Origin of the sequence: Bdellovibrio bacteriovorus, assembly GCF_002208115.1 — a bacterium.
Taxonomy (GTDB): Bacteria; Bdellovibrionota; Bdellovibrionia; order Bdellovibrionales; family Bdellovibrionaceae; genus Bdellovibrio; species Bdellovibrio bacteriovorus_C.
Window position 1 is genome coordinate 16972 of the sequence record NZ_CP020946.1, and the last position, 17007, is coordinate 33978.

The 17007-nt window shown below is 47.4% G+C and carries 17 protein-coding genes; 7 read left to right on the forward strand and 10 right to left on the reverse strand.

Annotated elements, in window-relative coordinates:
• The first annotated feature begins 89 nt into the window (after positions 1-89).
• Positions 90-1010 (forward strand): hypothetical protein, encoded by a 921-nt coding sequence (locus B9G79_RS00095; RefSeq protein ID WP_088563745.1) that lies wholly within the window; start codon positions 90-92, stop codon positions 1008-1010.
• Between the two features lie 98 nt (positions 1011-1108).
• On the opposite strand, the gene B9G79_RS00100 is transcribed toward B9G79_RS00095, so the two are convergent.
• From B9G79_RS00100 to dnaA, 10 genes are all read right to left on the reverse strand, one after another.
• Positions 1109-1426, reverse strand: a complete 318-nt coding sequence (locus B9G79_RS00100) for an ATP synthase F0 subunit C (protein ID WP_011162635.1) — start codon at positions 1424-1426, stop codon at positions 1109-1111.
• Between the two features lie 32 nt (positions 1427-1458).
• Positions 1459-2148, reverse strand: coding sequence for a F0F1 ATP synthase subunit A (gene atpB / locus B9G79_RS00105; protein WP_088563746.1), 690 nt, complete (start codon positions 2146-2148; stop codon positions 1459-1461).
• Positions 2138-2494 carry a hypothetical protein gene (locus tag B9G79_RS00110; RefSeq protein WP_088563747.1) on the reverse strand — a complete coding sequence of 119 codons (357 nt, stop codon included), beginning with the start codon at positions 2492-2494 and terminating at the stop codon, positions 2138-2140. The genes atpB and B9G79_RS00110 overlap by 11 nt, the downstream gene beginning before the upstream one ends.
• Complete coding sequence (locus tag B9G79_RS00115; RefSeq protein WP_088563748.1) at positions 2491-2727, reverse strand: AtpZ/AtpI family protein; 237 nt, start codon at positions 2725-2727, stop codon at positions 2491-2493. Before B9G79_RS00115 ends, B9G79_RS00110 begins: the two co-directional genes overlap by 4 nt.
• Positions 2727-3524, reverse strand: coding sequence for a tetratricopeptide repeat protein (locus B9G79_RS00120; RefSeq protein ID WP_088563749.1), 798 nt, complete (start codon positions 3522-3524; stop codon positions 2727-2729). Before B9G79_RS00120 ends, B9G79_RS00115 begins: the two co-directional genes overlap by 1 nt.
• 1 nt (position 3525) lies before the next feature.
• Complete coding sequence (gene gyrA, locus B9G79_RS00125; RefSeq protein WP_088563750.1) at positions 3526-6009, reverse strand: DNA gyrase subunit A; 2484 nt, start codon at positions 6007-6009, stop codon at positions 3526-3528.
• A gap of 23 nt (positions 6010-6032) precedes the next feature.
• On the reverse strand, positions 6033-8453 hold the full coding sequence (gene gyrB, locus B9G79_RS00130) for a DNA topoisomerase (ATP-hydrolyzing) subunit B (protein ID WP_088563751.1): 2421 nt from the start codon (positions 8451-8453) through the stop codon (positions 6033-6035).
• Between the two features lie 85 nt (positions 8454-8538).
• Positions 8539-9663 carry a DNA replication/repair protein RecF gene (gene recF / locus B9G79_RS00135; protein WP_088563752.1) on the reverse strand — a complete coding sequence of 375 codons (1125 nt, stop codon included), beginning with the start codon at positions 9661-9663 and terminating at the stop codon, positions 8539-8541.
• Positions 9663-10769, reverse strand: a complete 1107-nt coding sequence (gene dnaN, locus B9G79_RS00140; RefSeq protein WP_088563753.1) for a DNA polymerase III subunit beta — start codon at positions 10767-10769, stop codon at positions 9663-9665. Before dnaN ends, recF begins: the two co-directional genes overlap by 1 nt.
• A 232-nt stretch (positions 10770-11001) precedes the next feature.
• Positions 11002-12417, reverse strand: a complete 1416-nt coding sequence (gene dnaA, locus B9G79_RS00145) for a chromosomal replication initiator protein DnaA (protein ID WP_088563754.1) — start codon at positions 12415-12417, stop codon at positions 11002-11004.
• 183 nt (positions 12418-12600) lie between these two features.
• Here dnaA and rpmH point away from each other — a divergent pair, with 183 nt between their 5' ends.
• The 6 genes from rpmH to mnmE are packed head-to-tail and all read left to right on the forward strand — an operon-like array spanning position 12601 to position 17005.
• Positions 12601-12750 carry a 50S ribosomal protein L34 gene (gene rpmH / locus B9G79_RS00150; protein ID WP_011166211.1) on the forward strand — a complete coding sequence of 50 codons (150 nt, stop codon included), beginning with the start codon at positions 12601-12603 and terminating at the stop codon, positions 12748-12750.
• Positions 12740-13099, forward strand: a complete 360-nt coding sequence (gene rnpA / locus B9G79_RS18545; protein ID WP_198298032.1) for a ribonuclease P protein component — start codon at positions 12740-12742, stop codon at positions 13097-13099. The genes rpmH and rnpA overlap by 11 nt, the downstream gene beginning before the upstream one ends.
• On the forward strand, positions 13041-13337 hold the full coding sequence (gene yidD / locus B9G79_RS18550; RefSeq protein ID WP_080559017.1) for a membrane protein insertion efficiency factor YidD: 297 nt from the start codon (positions 13041-13043) through the stop codon (positions 13335-13337). Before rnpA ends, yidD begins: the two co-directional genes overlap by 59 nt.
• The gene (gene yidC / locus B9G79_RS00165; RefSeq protein WP_088563756.1) at positions 13321-14940 is read left to right on the forward strand and encodes a membrane protein insertase YidC; all 1620 of its coding nucleotides are present in this window, start codon (positions 13321-13323) and stop codon (positions 14938-14940) included. Before yidD ends, yidC begins: the two co-directional genes overlap by 17 nt.
• A gap of 51 nt (positions 14941-14991) precedes the next feature.
• Positions 14992-15555: a Jag family protein gene (locus tag B9G79_RS00170; protein ID WP_088563757.1), complete on the forward strand. Its 564-nt coding sequence runs from the start codon at positions 14992-14994 to the stop codon at positions 15553-15555.
• A gap of 19 nt (positions 15556-15574) precedes the next feature.
• Entirely contained in the window at positions 15575-17005 is a 1431-nt protein-coding gene (gene mnmE / locus B9G79_RS00175) for a tRNA uridine-5-carboxymethylaminomethyl(34) synthesis GTPase MnmE (protein WP_232468909.1), read from the forward strand.
• The last annotated feature ends 2 nt before the right edge of the window (positions 17006-17007 follow it).

The following is a 17007-nucleotide window of genomic DNA, read 5'->3' on the forward strand; positions in this document are numbered from 1 at the left end:
AAGGATTAGACACTTAAAATTTCTATTCTGAAATCTGGGGCATTTGAGCTGTCATCTCATTTGCACCTAAAACACCGCGAGGTGAAGTGATGACTTTGATTCGACTGGCGGCCGTGATTCTTTCCCTGATTTTTGGTGCGTCTGTATCCATGGCAGACTGCCGTGATTGCACGACCGTGGACTTTGAAAAGAACATCCAACTGAATTTGCTGACTCCGATGCTGTCCATGTCCCTGAAAGACAAAATCACTTACGTTCAATCCTTCGGCATCGATGTTTACCGTGTGAAAGATCCCGAGAACCTTCCTGTCACTGTTCCCTACCTGCCTTACGCCACGGAAGATATTATTCCCGCAAAATTCATCAAGCTGTTTTCCGAAGGTGCGATCGGGCAGTACATGACGGAAACCAATTACGCTTACACCGTAAAAAAGCCGACCATCCTGTTGATTGAAAGTGTGGATGACTGGACCGTGATCCATGAGTTTGCCCATTACTTGTTTGATCGCGCTCGCTTAATGGAAGACGACACTCGTGAGTCTCTGCATCTGATGCATTCCGAAGACGCGCAAGAGGATTTCTTTGACGCCAAAGAAGCCTATCGCAACTTTGGAGGATACCGGGATGAAGAACACAAGAACCGCACCATTCAAAGCTTCGTTCTTTATGCGAAGATGCAGATTTTCTTTGAGCGCTCCGCAAGCCTTGAAGAAACCACGATCGAAAAACTTCTGCGCAATTACCATGTGACTCACAAGCCTCACGGTTTTACTCACAAAGACACCGAACGCAGCGACCGCTATGTTTATAATACGTCCCAGAAAGCCCAAGAGGCCTTGCGTTTACTGCTGGAGGACTGCGTGGATCTGGCGAAGACTTTGACCCCTCGGGATCATACGCTGATGACGGAACTTAAAACGGTCTGCCTTCAGGCAAGCGAGCTGAAAAAAGACGGTGTGAAAGTGTATGAAAGCACCGGACTGAAAAAGTCGCTGACGCACGTTTATTAGAATTCATCAGCACAAAATAAAAAACCCACAACCGATGAAAGTTGTGGGTTTCTAAAGACCGTTAAACCGGCCTTTGTGATCAAAAGATCAAGCCTGAATTATTTCAAGCCCAAAGCGATGATCAAAGCGTAGATTACTAGGGATTCGATAAGAGCTAGACCCAAGATCATTGGGATCAAAAGCTTACCAGAAGCCGCTGGGTTACGAGCGATACCTTCCAAAGCTGTGGAAGCAGTTTTACCTTGAGCCATTGCACCTGCGAATACAGAGATAGAGATTGCAAGAGCTGCTGCGATAGCAACAAGACCGCGGTCAGAGTTAGCAACTACAGTTTCAGTAACTGCAACAGCTGCTTCTTGAGCGAAAGCGGAAGAAGATGCGAACATAGCGATAGCTGCGATGATCATTTTTTTCATGTGGAACTCCTTATGGTTTAAAAATTTGCCTTTTAGTGATCGTGTGCAATCGCGAATGCCACGTAGACCATTGAAAGCAAAGTAAATACAAAAGCCTGAACAAAGCATACGAACAATCCCATTACATAGAATGGAATTGGTACACCGATTGGAACCAGATCAAGGAACACGGAAAGAACCGTGTGGTCACCCATCATTACGTTCGCAAGACGAAGACCCAAAGAGAAGGGGCGAACGATGTGGGAAACGATCTCGATCACAAACATCAACGGAGCCAGGAAAATAACCGGACCCATGAAGTGCTTAAGGTAAGCGATTGGTCCGTTTTCTTTAACACCCTGGAAGTTATAGAACAGGAACATCAACACACCGAAACCGAATGTGGTGTTCATGTTTTCAGTCGCCGGAGTCATACCCGGGATCATGCCCAACAAGTTGTTGAACAAGATGAAGAAGAACACGGAAGCAAAGAACGGGATGTAGTGTTTGCCGTGCTCGCCGATAACCATGTCAGCCAGACCGGAAGTCATCTCCGTCAGAAGCTCGAAGATACCACGCAAAGAGAACTTGCTTGCTGGCAATACAGCGGCTTCACCTTTACCCAGAGAAGCACGTGCAGCTGCACCGATACCAACTGCTGCTACAGTGGCAATACCCAGAGTCGCAACGTGTGCGTACTCGTGACCAACACCCGGAACCAATTGTGTCCAGTTAAATGACATCTTCTTTTCCTTCTCTTAAGGCTTCTTTCACCGCATATCCGAGCGCTGAAAGAATAAAACTTGCGACCCCTAGTGCGAACCACAAAGTGTCGAACCAGATTTGGTCTACAAGCTTAAAGATAATAATCCCTAAAATCGCGTACTTAAATACAATGATCCCGATAGCTAGGGCAACCAATTTCTTACTGAAGATCAATCCCCAAGCCCATCCCATCAGGAAAAAGCTCACCAAAATGACTAAAGCGCCTGAAATGAAGGAATAGCTCTGTTGTGGTGCGGCAAAAAGCCCTAGAAGGACGCCCCCAAGGAGGGTGGTGAGGGCTTGAATGGCGAGTACATATTTCATGGCGTCCCGGGTGGTTTCTTGGATTCTGATTCTTTCTCATCTTGTTTCTGAATTCGATTCAGCAACCAGACGACCCTGACCAGCCAGCCCACCAAACACGCCAGGCTTAATCCGGCAAAGATAAGACCCTTGGTTTGATACTTCTGATCAAGATACTGGCCAAGGTAAAAACATCCCAGGATCAAACCGACAAGTTCAAAGCCGATGGATGCAAAGATTATATACTTTTTCATTACTTCCTGAACCCTTTCGCTCCCGGAGCGTTCTTCATACGCTCCTGCAGGCGCTTGATACGCAGTTCGATATACTCAGGAGGGTTGTACTTGCCCCGGTGCTCTTCCAACACAGCAATGGCGCTTTTGAAATCCAGATTTTCCTCATAACAAACTGCCAGGGTCAGGGCGACGTTTTCCTGAACAGCTTTGTCCGGATACTTATCAATGAGTTCCTTAAAGATCGCGGCAGCATTCTTGAAGTCCTTCTTCGCCACCAGGATATTACCCTTCAGCATCAGACCACTAAAGCGGATGTTGTCGTCACTTTTTAGTTTCAATAAAGAGTCGATTTCGGATTCAGCCTGGAAGAAGTTGTTCTGATAGTACTGCGCACGGGCCACGTTCATCTTATACTGGGCCGCCTCCAGATCCGTATGAGGCATCTGTTGCAGTTTGCTGTATTCAATGATCGACATCTGATAGTTCTGCAGATTGTTGAAATAAATCGAGGCGATTTGCTTCTGGGATTCAAGGCGTTCCGCCTCATCGGTTGAATGCAGAACAATGTAATGATGGTAGTTGATGGCTTTATTGAAGTCTTTGATTTCGAAGAATGAAATTCTTGCGGCTTCGCGGGCGGCTTCCAGCGGGAATTTGCTGTCGCTGTTTCTTTTGATGACCCGATCCAGATAACCCAGGGCGATTCGATGATGACCCTGGGCTATGGATTTTTGAGCTTGTTTAAAGTCCGCCTCTTCCTGCGAAGAGCAGGCGGACAGAGCCAAGACTAGGACGACCAGCAAGGCTCTGATCATGTTAGTGAGGCGCGCCTTCCGGAGCCGGAGTTTCCTCCGCCGCCGTATCGTCTTCAGCCACAACCGCCACGCCAGTCACGGTCTCATCTTTTTCGTCGATATTGATCAGGCGCACACCTTGAGTGTTACGGCCCAGGACCGAGATGTCCGTCACTTTCATGCGGATAACCTGTCCTTTATCGGTGGAAAGAATAAGCTCCATGTTGTCAGCGACTTTCTTCGTGCCGATAACCACACCAACCTTGTCGGTTGTTTTCTGAGTGATGATACCCACACCGCCACGGGACTGGATGCGGTATTCGCCTGTTTCAGAACGTTTACCGTAACCTTTGGAAGTCACCATCAGAATGGTGTCTTTGGTGTTCTTTTCAAGAACTTCCATCGCCACCACGATATCGTCTTTTGCCAAAGTGATCGCTTTCACACCGCGGGCGGTACGACCCATCTCACGCACATCTGCTTCGTTAAAGCGGATGGACATACCTTCTTTGGTCGCGATGAAGATATCGCTCTGACCGTCAGAGATCTTCACATCAATAACACCATCATCAAGATCGGTGGTCAATGCGATGATACCTGCGGTTCTTGGGTTCGCGAAGGCATCCAGAGATGTCTTCTTGATAACGCCTTTTTCAGTCAGCATCACTGCGTATTTGTTTTCGCTGAATTCATTCACCGGCAGAATCGCACGAACGCTTTCACCGTTGGAAAGCTGAACCACGTTCGCCAAAGACTTCCCTTTGGAAGTTCTGGTGCCCAAAGGCAGACGGTGAACTTTACACCAGTAAACTTTACCTTTATCAGTGAACACCAACAGCATGGTTTTGGTGCTCGCAGAGAAGATGTCTGTAACGTAGTCTTCTTCCTTGGTTTCCATGCCTTTCAGGCCTTTACCGCCACGTTTTTGCACGCGGTATTCTTCAACCGGGATACGCTTGATCAGGCCTGTGTTGGTCACAGTCACAACCATTTGTTCGTCGGCAATCAGGTCTTCGTCTTCCAGATCGCTCAGGTCACCCGTGATTTGGGTGCGTCTTGGATCGGCGTAACGTTTTTTCAGGTCTTCCAGTTCGCCCACGATGATTTTGTAAATTTCGCGAACATCAGAAAGAACAAATTTCAACCAGTCGATTTGTTTCATCAACTCGGCCAGTTCAGCGATGATCTTGTCACGCTCTAAACCTGTCAGACGCTGCAAACGCATTTCCAGGATCGCAACAGCCTGTCTTTCTGAGAATTCAAATTTCGACATCAGGGCTTCACGAGCGGCGTTGGCCTCTTTGGAAGCACGGATGGTTTTGATCACTTCTTCAATGTGATCCAGGGCTTTTTTCAGACCTTCCAGGATGTGCGCTCGCTCCTGGGCTTTTTTCAATTCGAAGATACAGCGTTTCGTAACAACGTCACGACGGTGATCCACGAACGCTTCCAGCATGCCTTTCAAGTCGAAGGTCACTGGCTGGTTTTTGGCATCCAGGGCCAGCATGATGATACCGAAGCTCGTCTGCATCTGAGTGTACTTGTAAAGTCGGTTCAGAATAACGCTGGCGTTTTCACCACGCTTCAGAACAACAACGATACGCATACCTTCTCGGGAAGATTCGTCGCGGATGTCAGAAATACCCTCGATTTGTTTATCACGAACAAGGTCCGCCATGCTTTCAATCAGCTTGGCTTTGTTCACCTGGTATGGGATTTCGGTGATGATGATCTCTTCACGGTCTTTGACCTGAACGATTTCAGCCACCGCTTTGATAGTCACAATACCGCGGCCTTTTTTATAAGCCTGCAGGATGCCTTCGCGACCGGCGATCACACCTGAAGTCGGGAAGTCCGGACCCTTAATGTGTTGCATGAGGTCTTCAATCTGACAGTCAGGATTTCCGATCAGATGGATACATCCGTCGATAACCTCACCCAGATTGTGCGGAGGAATGTTGGTCGCCATACCCACGGCGATACCCGCAGAACCGTTCACCAAAAGATTCGGGAACTTCGACGGAAGAACCGTCGGAATCAGCAAAGAGTCATCGTAGTTCGGACCGTAAGAAACAGTTTCTTTTTCCAGATCATTCAGAAGCTCTTCTGCCAGAGCTGTCAGACGGATCTCGGTGTAACGCATGGCTGCCGGAGAGTCACCGTCGATGGAACCGAAGTTCCCCTGGCCATCTTCCAGCGGATAGCGCAGGGAGAAATCCTGGGCCATACGAACCATGGTATCGTAAACGGAAGCATCACCGTGCGGGTGATATTTACCGATCACGTCGCCGACCACACGGGCAGACTTCAGGTAAGGTCTGTTGTGGCGGTTGTTCATTTCACTTTGAGCAAACAAGACACGGCGGTGAACCGGCTTTAGACCGTCACGAACATCCGGCAGGGCACGGCCCACGATCACAGACATGGAATACTGCAGATAAGCTCCGCGCATTTCCTTGCTGATATCAACTAACGTGACGCCTTTTTCTTCTTGATTATTTTCCATAAACTTTCAAATCCCTTAAAAAATTAAACGTCCAGGCTGCGCGCAAGCAAAGCATTGTCGTGGATGAACTGACGACGAGGTTCAACCATTTCACCCATCAGGATGGAGAAGGTTTCATCCGCGGCTACCGCATCATCGATGGTCACTTTCAGTAAAGTGCGGTTGTCCTTGTTCAGAGTGGTTTCCCACAACTGCTCCGGATTCATCTCTCCCAATCCTTTATAGCGCTGGATGTAGATGCCTTTTTTCGTGGATTCCATCACGTGTGTATAGAATTCGTTGTAGCTTTCAAACTGAACTTCGTTGTCACCTTCAAGGATGGTCAACGGAAGAGTGCTGATCGCCTGAATATCAGCCCAGATTTTTCTAAGCTCGATGATTTCAGAAGAACGCAGATTATCCAGGCTGAACTTGGTCGTCATGCGATCTGCGTAACGAACGGTGTAGATGTCAGCATAGACTTTGCCGGTTTCAGCCTCGGTTTTAACTTCACCTTTGTATTCAGTGATACCCAAAGTCTGATCGGCATTGATCCAGGCACCTAGGTCCGTAAGAACCTGTTCCATTTTCTTGTTATCAGCAAAAGTCTTTTCAAAATCAGACACTTTGCTTAGCAGGAAGTACAAAACGTCCTTGTCGTATTTTTTAGAGGACACACGCAGAAGATCGTTGAAGCGCTGGATGTTTAGGATCAACTGGCGCAGATCTTTTTCCGGCAGGGATTCCTTGCCTTTGATTTTGAAGTTACCAAGACCCGAGCTCAGAAGATACTCGGTCAAAGCTGCTTCATTTTTCAGGTAAGTTTCCTCTTTGCCTTTTTTCGCGCGGTACAAAGGTGGCTGGGCGATATACACATAACCGCGCTCAAGCACCAGTGGCATCTGGCGATAGAAGAACGTCAAAAGCAAAGTCATGATGTGGGATCCATCGACGTCAGCATCGGTCATGATGATGATTTTGTGATAACGGATTTTATCCACGTTCACATTGTCTTTACCGATACCGGTACCCAAAGCAGAGATGATGACTTTGATCTCTTCAGAGGAAATGATTTTGTCAAAACGCGCTTTTTCAACGTTCAGGATTTTACCTTTTAGAGGCAAAATCGCCTGCGTGCGACGGTCGCGTCCCTGTTTTGCGGAACCACCTGCGGAGTCACCCTCCACCAGGTACAGCTCACAAAGAGCCGGGTCACGTTCCTGACAGTCCGCCATTTTACCTGGCAGCGAGCCGCCATCCAAAACGGTTTTACGACGAGTCAGATCACGGGCTTTTCTGGCCGCCTCACGGGCACGCGCGGATTCCACGCACTTCATGATGATGTTTTTTGCTACCGATGGATTGCGATCCATCCAGTCGGCCAGCTTTTCATTCACCATCGCCTCGACGATACCTTTAACTTCGGCATTACCCAGTTTGGTTTTGGTCTGACCTTCGAACTGAGGCTCGCGAACTTTCACGGAGATAACGGCCGCCAAACCTTCACGGATGTCTTCACCCTCAAGGTTGGCTTTCAGATCTTTCAGAAGATTTTTTTCAGTCGCATACGCATTCGTTGTACGAGTCAAAGCGGCACGGAAGCCGACAAGGTGAGTACCACCTTCATGCGTGTTGATGTTGTTGCAATAAGTGAAAATGGATTCAGAGTAGGAATCATTCCACTGCATCGCGATTTCCACATCGACGTTGTCTTTTTCACCTTTGAAGTAAACGACTTCGTTGTGCAGGGATTTTTTGGACTGATTCATGTACTTCACGAATTCAGCCACACCTTCGGAATACTGGAAGTCCTGCTTTTTGCCGTTGCGTTCATCGGTCAAAGAGATATGCAGGCCCGCATTCAGGAACGCCAGTTCACGGAAACGGTTGGCAAGAGTGGTGAAGTCGTAGCTCAGAGTTTCGTCTTTGAAAATGGTGCGGTCCGGTTTGAAAGTCACTTTCGTGCCGGTTTTGGTGGTGGTTTCACCCTGGGCCACCGGCGCCAGGATTTTCCCGCGCTCGTAGTTTTGTCTCCAGAAGTGACCGTCACGCTGAACTTCCACGGACACACGGTCAGAAAGGGCATTCACAACGGAAGCACCCACTCCGTGCAGACCACCGGACACTTTGTAACCGCCACCGTCGAATTTACCACCGGCGTGAAGTACGGTCATAACCAGTTCAAGAGCGGATTTACCAGTTTGTTTCTGAGTCGCAACAGGAATACCACGGCCGTCATCCTCGACAGTGATGGATTCATCGGCGTTGATGGAGACACTGATCTTTTTGCAGTAGCCGGCCAAGTGTTCGTCTACGGAGTTATCCACAATTTCATACACAAGATGGTGGTAACCTTTGAAAGCGGTGTCCCCGATATACATCCCGGGACGCTTACGAACTGCTTCGAGACCTTCTAGAACCTGAATTGAATCGGCCGAATAGGATTTTTGTTCTTCTGTTGACACTGGAACCCCTCATTGCTTTGCATACCCCTCGACAGTTTCGAAGGTGTCGCGTTCATCATTTCCCGCAGTTGAAAACTGCCGGGAGCTACTCAAGGATTTGGCCATCCTTGATGCGCACCACGCGGAGCTGATCGAGGCTGAATGATTCAGGCAATGTGAAATCCGTCGTCGTCACAAAAATCTGCGTATTGATCTCGTGTAAGAACGTAATCAGTGCATCTCTTTTGGCTTTATCGAGCTCAGAAAGTACATCGTCTAACATCAGCACAGGATAGGTCCCGTGAGCCTTCCTATGATACACAATTTGGGCCATTTTGAAAGAAAGAATGATCGCTCTCTGCTGCCCCTGGCTACAGAAAAATCGTGAGTCTTTTTGACCATATAGGAACACAATATCGTGCTTATGAGGACCCACCAAACTTGTCCCGCTTGAGAGCTCCGCATCATGCAGTTCACGAAGTCGTTTTGTGATTGCATTTTCGACTTCTTCACGTGTGAAACTCACCGCATTTTGATCGGAAACAAGGTATTCCACCGAGATATCCACAGTGGAATTGCCAGAAATGTATTGCATGGCATTATTGAAGTCTTTGGAAAGGCCCTGCAAAGCGGTGATGCGGGCATGGGTCAAATCGGTCGCTAAACGCACAAATTGGGGGTTTAAAGACTCCAAAAGGTTCTCGGTGACCGTTTTATCCTGCAAACCCTCTAAAAAGTTCTTAAGGATCTTGTTGCGCGTTTTCAGCGCTTTTCGGTAATCGGCGATCAACTGGGCGTTTTTTCGGTCAAATGTCACCAGCAGCTCGTCGACCAGTTCGCGGCGATGATCAGCGCCCTCTTTGATCGAAGAAAGACTTTCCGGACTGAACACCACGCTGGCAAAAATTTTGCGGATGTCGGCCGAGTTCACGCGCTTGTCGTTCAGGGTTAGAACCTTGCGGCTTTTTGAAAGGCCTAATTTTAGTTTGTAATGAAGATCGTTCTGAGTAATCAGCGCCTGGATAACCGACTCGGAAGTGTTTGAGTTGATCAGGGTGGAGTTGTCAGAGTAGCGGAAGGAGTCCCCTTGAGAGATCATGTACATCGCCTCAAGGAGATTTGTTTTACCCTGTCCGTTCTCTCCGAGGAAAACATTCACTCGCGGAGAGAAGGACAAAACCACGTCCCGATAATTTCGGAAATTAACCAGACGCAGTCTTTCGAAAATCATTAGATTCTCATTGGCATCACAACGCAGGTGTAAGTCTGGTCGTTGTGAGGTCTCATCAATCCTGGTGAAAGATGATCATTCAGTTCGAAATCAATTTTATCCTGGTTCATGCTGGTCAGGATGTCGGTGATGTACTTGGCGTTGAAACCGATTTTGATTTCATTACCCATGTAATCCACTTCGATCTCTTCCTTCGCATCACCCAGTTCCGGATTGTTCGAAGAAATCTCCATACGGCCGTTGGAAAGATTCAACAGTACCGCTTTGGATTTTTGATTCGCCAAAAGGGACACGCGTTTCAGTGAAGTCAGGAACGCATCACGGCTGATCATCACTTTTTGCGGAAGCTTCTGTGGAATAAACTGTTGATAATTCGGGTACTTTCCTTCGATCAAACGAATCATCAGAATTGTTGATGAATGTTTCAATACGAATTGAGAGCCTTCCACAGCTATTTCCACAGTGCCGTCGATGCTTTCAAGAATTTTTTTAATCTCGTGCAGACCTTTGCGCGGAATGATCACGCCTTGAGTGGCGTTAACCTTGATGTCCTCGGAAGGTTTGTTCACCAAGCTCATGCGGTGACCGTCCGTTGCCACCATTTTGAAACCGCTTTGAGGATTCAACTCAAAGAAAACACCATTCAGGTGATAGCGGGTTTCATCGGTGGAAACAGAGTAGATTGTTTTATCAATCATCTCTTTCAGCACTTGTGCATGAATCTTGATAAACGCCTGAGAGTTGTAAGTAGGGAAGATCGGATACTCTTCCGCAGAGATACCCACAATCTTGGATGTGTATTTCCCTTGTTTGATCTCAAGCCAGTTGTTTTCTTTTTTGATCAAAGTGATTGGACCTTCAGAAAGTTCTTTCGCAATGTCGAAAAGACTTTTTGCACTGACCGCCACTTTGCCGGCCTGATGAACTTGAACTTTGATTTGATCGGTAAGGCTTACTTCCAGGTCGGTTGCAAAAACCTTCAATGTGTTCTGATCAGCTTCCAACAAAACGTTGATGAGGATGGGCATGGTGTTGCGCTTCTCAACAATGTTCTGGGTTTTTCCGATAAGACTTAACAGATCTCGCTTATCAATTTCTAATTTCATAAGACCCTCTTTTAAGAACCCTCTTATTATCTAATTCTATATATATAAATATCTAGTAGTAGTAGTAGGGGCGTGGAAAACCTAACAAATCCCCTAAGTCCATGTAAACACTAAAAAACATTTGTGGATAAAGACTCTGTACAACTTTGCAGTTTTAGAGCCTTTTTTGGGGGTAACTTGGATCCACATTTTAAGCCCCAAGTTCTTCCACAACCCTTTCCACAGTCCACATTCACACCCCTGTGATATTGTGGATTCTTTGCTCCAAGTCTTCGATATCTTTGGCGATATCTTGGTCAGAAGCCTGTAGATTCTTGACCCGTTCCAGAGCATTCATCACAGTTGTGTGATCTTTGCCCCCGAAAGACTTGCCGATATCCACCAAAGATTTATCCAGGAACTTCTTAATCAGATACATCGCGATTTGACGTGGAACGACAATCGGCTTGGCTCTGGTGGATGATTTAAGATCCAAAACACGCACTTTAAAATGATCCGCCACCAGCTTCATGATCTCTTCAACCGAGATCGTGCTTTGGGTTTCGTGGTGGGCCAAGATGCGCTTTACAAGTTCATGATCAATCGGCAGACCCTGAAGCTCAGAGAACATCTTCACCTTCTTCAGATTGCCTTCAAGCTCTCTGATGGAACGTTTGGATATTCTGGCTATGTAGTTCACGACGTCTTCTGGAAGGCGCACGTTGAACTTTTCTGCCTTGTAGCGAAGGATCGCAATACGGGTTTCCAGATCCGGCATGGTGATATCTGCGATCAGGCCCCGCTCTAAACGGGTGCGACTGCGGTCTTCAAGGCCATGGATATCCTTGGGCATGCGGTCGCTGGCCAGGATGACCTGCTTGCGGCTGTCGATAAAGCTGTTCACGGTGTGGAAAAACTCTTCCTGAACAGCCTCACCGCGTGCGATGAACTGAACGTCGTCCACCAGCAGAATGTCCGAGTTTTCGCGGTACTTCTGGCGGAATTTATCCATTTCGTGGCGGCGGATGGCGGAAATACACTCATTCATGAAGCGTTCAGCTGAGATATAGGTAATTCTAAGCTGCTGATATTGCTCGCGAATATGGTTTCCAGCGGCGTGCAGAAGGTGGGTTTTACCCATTCCCACCGGTCCGTATATATAGAGGGGGTTGTAATCGTCAGCCCCTGGGTTTCTGGCCACGTTAAAGCAGGCGGCATGGGCAAACTCAGAGTTCTTTCCCACGACAAAGGTCGAAAACGTCAGCTCCGAGTTTAAAGTGTCGGAACTGGACCTTGGTTGAGTAGGCTGGATATTCTGAGCACGCGCCAATTGGGCCTGGAGGATCTCAGAACCGCTTAAAACCTCATCCGGGGTTGTGGATGTCTCAATATGAGAATTTATTTTGTTCCCCGTAATACTGAACTCGACCTCAAACGGCTTACCGTAAGTATCTGAAATTTCTGTATAAATTTTATCCTGCAGGTTCTCGATCACGAAATATTGATGAAGGGCATTGGGGACTCCCAAGACCAGGCGGGGACGATCCGCAGAGCCCGTGGTGCTCACGTACTCAATAGGATCAAGCCAGGTATCCAACAACTTATTGTTGTCGTTCCGGCTTTTCATCTTTGTTTTGATAAGTGTCCAAAAAGACGAGTTTAATTCCACGTGATTCCCCTCAAGCGCTGCGTCCTCTTAACAAGGGGAGCTGAAGTTTTCAACAGTTGACCTTCATGTCGCAATGTGCTTTATTAATGCCCCACGTATCTAGTTGGAACCAACTTTGTGGAATACATATATAGGTGTCTTTGACGTCATTTAGCGTCGTAAAAAAACCCTGGGGAGATAGTTATGAAACGTACATACCAACCATCTAATAAACGTCGTAAAACCACACACGGTTTCCGCGCTCGTATGGCTACTAAAGCCGGTCAAGAAGTTCTAAATCGTCGTCGCGCTAAAGGTAGAAAGCGTCTGACGGTTTCTACTGGTGGAAAATAATTCCGCGCAAGTTATTAAGAGAAGCTCTGAATTTCTCTCTCTAAAACAATCGGGTAAAAGACACTGGCCTACAAAGTGGTTGCTTCTGAATTATCAGAGAAACCAGGTAGGTCAGTTGCGTTTTGGCGTTACCGCTAGTCGCAAGACTGGATCGGCCGTCGTACGCAATAAACTCAAGCGTTGGACCAGAGAGTATTTCCGCAGCTTCCTTGTGGCGGGACAAACCCTTGAAGCCGACATCAATCTTATCTTTAAACCTATGGAAGCAAACTTTTACAAAGGTCTCAGTCATGAGGAATTTGTCAAAGCTATGGACCGTGGTTTGGAAACTCTACGAAAACACCTTTAAGTACATCTTATGGGTTTTCATCGGGGCTTACCGAACCATCGGGACGACTCACTTAGGTGGATCCTGTCGATTCGAACCAAGTTGTTCTGCCTATGCACTCGAAGCCATTAAGACTCATCATACACACAAAGCCATTTGGTTAATCACCAAAAGGGTTTGCAAGTGCCGACCGGGAGGACCTTATGGTTATGATCCGGTTCCTCTTGCAAAGGGAGTAATCAATGCAACAAAAGAATAACAACCCGTCATTCTTTGATCCCAAAACACTTATTGCCGTGGCCGCCGTAGCTATCGTTTATTACGGATGGAACACTTACCTCGGCAAAAAATATCCTGACTATAACAAACCTAAGACTCAGACCGAACAAACGCAGAAATCTGCAACTGCTACGACCACTTCTGAAACTCCTGCTGCCACAGCAAACACCGTCGATACAAAATCTGAAATCGTGGAAGCGCCGGTCACGGCGAAAGAATTCCACTTCGAAAACGACAAAGTGTCATTTGTTATGACCAGCTTTGGTATGGGTTTGAAGGGTTACACCATCAACAACTACCAGGATAAAGAAAAGAACAATATCAAGTTGGGAGTTTCCAACACTGATGGTCTTTTTGAAATGCGCTGGGCAGGGGACTCAAAACCTCTGGCATTTGATGTGGCGGAACAGGCTCCAGGTCACTATGTCGGCACCGCGCACGTGGGTGAAACGGTGATCAAGCGTGAGATGAAGTTCAATGCTGATACTTCCTCTTTCACCAATACAATCTCCGTGTCCAACCCGACTGAAGACTTCAAAAAAGGCTTCTCTTTGTTGATCCCGGAATCCATCCACACTCAGGCTTCCACTTCTTTCCTGTTCCCTTCCTATGAACACCAGGATTTCTTTGTCACTCATAACGGTGGCAAACACGACACCGTGAATTTCAGCGGTGCTAAAGAGGACGTGGTAAAAGACTTCCCTTCAACATCTCTTGTTTCTGTAAGCTCCCAGTACTTCGCAGCGGCTATTTTGGACAAGTCCGAAATCATGCCGGAAGTAAAACTAAACGCTCAGATCAACACAAAAACCGCGATGGCGGAACTGGTTTACAAGCCAGCTTCCGTGAAGTCTGAAATGACTTTCTCTGAAGTCTTCTATGCGGGTCCTAAATCCATCGACGCTTTGAAAGCGGTGGATCCGGAAATGGCAAGCCTGATCGACTTTGGTTTCTTCGGCTTTATTGCCCGTCCGCTTCTTTATGTGATGAAAGCCGCTCACTCGGTTGTCGGCAACTGGGGTTTTGCAATCATCATCCTGACCTTGCTGGTTCGTCTGTGTGTATTGCCTTTCAATATCATGTCCTTCAAGTCCATGAAGGCGATGCAAAAGGTTCAGCCGATCATTCAGGGTCTGCGTGAAAAGTACAAAGAAGATCCAATGCGTTTGAACCAGGAAATGATGGCCGTGATGAAACAAAACGGCGCAAACCCCCTGGGTGGCTGTCTGCCGATGCTGCTTCAGATCCCGGTGTTCTTCGCCTTGTATCGCGTGATTGGTTCCTCCATCGAGCTTTATAATTCTCCATTCATCCTGTGGATCACGGACCTGAGCTCTCATGACAAGTTCTATGTGTTGCCGGTTTCCATGGCGATCTTCATGTATATTCAGCAGAAGATCACTCCAAGCACGATGGATCCGACTCAGGCGAAAATCATGGCATTCCTGCCGGTGGTGTTCTCATTGTTCATGTTGCAGCTTCCGGCTGGTCTGACTCTTTATATGGTTGTCAGCACCCTGTTTGGTATTATCCAGCAATGGCTGATCATGAGAGAGCCAAAGACCAAAGCAGTAACCGCTTAGTCTTTGGGTGATAGTTTTAGATTTATTTTTTATTTATAAATAGGAGGCATAATGGGTTTTTTTAGTAAGCTTTTCGGGGGGAAAAGCAAAGGTGCTAACAACGAAGTGGAAGCCCTTGTTGAAAAAACTTTGGAAGGGATCATCGAGAAAGCTCAGTTTGAACTGTCTTTTGAGATCGTGACCGAGAAAGAAGAAGACGGCTCCGTAACTTTGGCTGTTCAGTTCTCTGGCGCTGATGAAGAGATTCTGAAAGACAAAAAAGGACAGATGCTGGATGCATTCCAGTTGTTCTTAAAACGCGTGATCCAGCACAACTTCCCTGAAGATAAGACAAATATCACAGTGGACTGCGGTGGGTACCGTGATGAATCCGCGAACGCTTTGATTGAGCGTGCGGAAAACCTGAAAGCGATCTGCATCGAGCAGGGGAAATCTGTTTACTACAGAGCTCTTCCGCCGAAAGACCGCAAAGTTGTTCACCAGTACCTGGCAAAAGATCCGCGCGTAAAAAGCCGCTCTTTGGGTGATGGTCTTTACAAAAAAATCAAAATTTATCCAGCTAAAGGCGGCTCTAACAATGCCGCTGGTGGCGCGGAAGAAGCTGCGCACGACTAGTGAGCGGTAAGTGGGGCCTATGATCCGCGGAGATCGTGATAAGGATACAATCTGTGCGATCTCCACTCCTCATGGAGTGGGCGGTATCTCTGTTATCAGAGTCAGTGGGCCCCAGACTTTAAATATCGTCTCTAAAATCTGCCCGTTTTTGCCGGCACATCCTGAGTCTCACAAAGTCTATTTCGGGAATCTGAAAAACTCCCAGTCAGGCGATGAGATTGACGAGGTTCTGGCAACCTACTTCAAAGAAGGCCGTTCTTTCACCGGTGAAGAAGTTATTGAAATCTCCTGCCACGGAAGCCCGCTGATCTGCCAAACAATCTTGAATCAATTAGTCAATCTGGGTGCTCGTCCGGCGGATCGCGGGGAATTTACTTTCCGCGCGTTTATGAACGGGAAGCTGGATCTGGTTCAGGCGGAATCCGTTCTTTCTTTGATCGAATCCCAAAGCCAGCAAGCCGCCAAACTGGCCCTGCGCCAGCTTAAGGGGACTCTTTCCCACAAGCTTGAAGAAATCGAAGATGATATGACCTGGATTCTGGCGCACGCCGAAGCCAGTATTGATTTTTCCACTGAGGGCATTGAAGTCATCGAAGAAAATGTCATTCAGGTTCGTCTGAAGAAAATCGAAGCGGGTCTGAAGGAACTGGTGGCCACTTTCAAGGTGGGCCGTCTGTTGAAGGATGGTTTCCGTATTGTTCTGACCGGTCTTCCGAATGTGGGTAAATCCAGTTTGCTGAACTTGTTCCTGGAAGACGAACGGGCCATTGTGACGGACATCCCAGGAACCACGCGGGATGTGATTCACGGTGATACGACTTTTGAGGGCGTGAAGTTCACTTTCGTGGATACCGCCGGCCTTCGTGATGAAGCCACTGATCTGGTGGAGCGAATTGGTATCCAGAAAAGCTATGAAGCGCAGAATGAATCCGATGTGGTGTTCTTTGTTTACGACATCGAAAAGGGCCTGGGAGCTGAAGAGCTGCAGATTTTGGAGTCTTTGGACCCGGCAAAAACCTATATTCTGGCCAATAAAACCGACAAAATAGGGGGGTCTAAACCCCTGGAAACTGTCGAAAAAACACTGAAAAACAGTAAATTTTTCCAAAAACTGACAGACCCTGGGGCTTTCTTCACAAGAAGGGTGTTCTTTGTCAGCGCTCTTGATAAAAAGGTGCGTTCTGAGGTGCTTAAGGACCTGGTGAAAGAGTTCGCCGATTTGCAGGTGGAAAACACAGTGCTGATTTCCAATGCCCGTCATTTCGAGAATCTTTCCCGCGCCCTTGAAAACACCCAACGTTCACAATCAGTCGTGGCGCAAGGGTTAGGTGCTGAGTTTTTGGCTCTTGAGTTTAAAGAAGCTCTCATTGCGATCCACGAAACTTTGGGGAAACGGTTTGATGATCAGATCATGGACCGGGTCTTTAAAGAGTTTTGTATCGGGAAATAATT